Annotated in this window: 1 protein-coding gene; it reads left to right on the plus strand. The window is 61.4% G+C overall.

The window, feature by feature from the left end:
* Nucleotides 1–259, plus strand: a 259-nt coding sequence (locus tag ACZIRK_RS45650) for an IS3 family transposase (RefSeq protein WP_474419907.1), incomplete at both ends; no start/stop codon positions are given.

The raw sequence follows: 259 nt of genomic DNA on the forward strand, positions 1-259 counted from the left end.
TGTTCACCGCCTGGCCGTTCCTGGGCTCGCGGCGAATGACCGCGATGCTGAAGGTTGAGGGGCTTCAGGTCAATCGCAAGCGGTTGATGCGCAAGATGGGCATTGCGGCGCTGGGACCAAGGCCGAACACTACGAGGCCGGCGCCGGGCCACAAGATCTATCCCTATCTGTTGCGCAACTTGACGATCGACCGGCCAAACCAGGTATGGGCGGCCGACATCACGTATCTGCCCATCGGCCGCGGCTTTCTTTATCTCGT

Source organism: Bradyrhizobium sp. Leo114 (assembly GCF_055229415.2).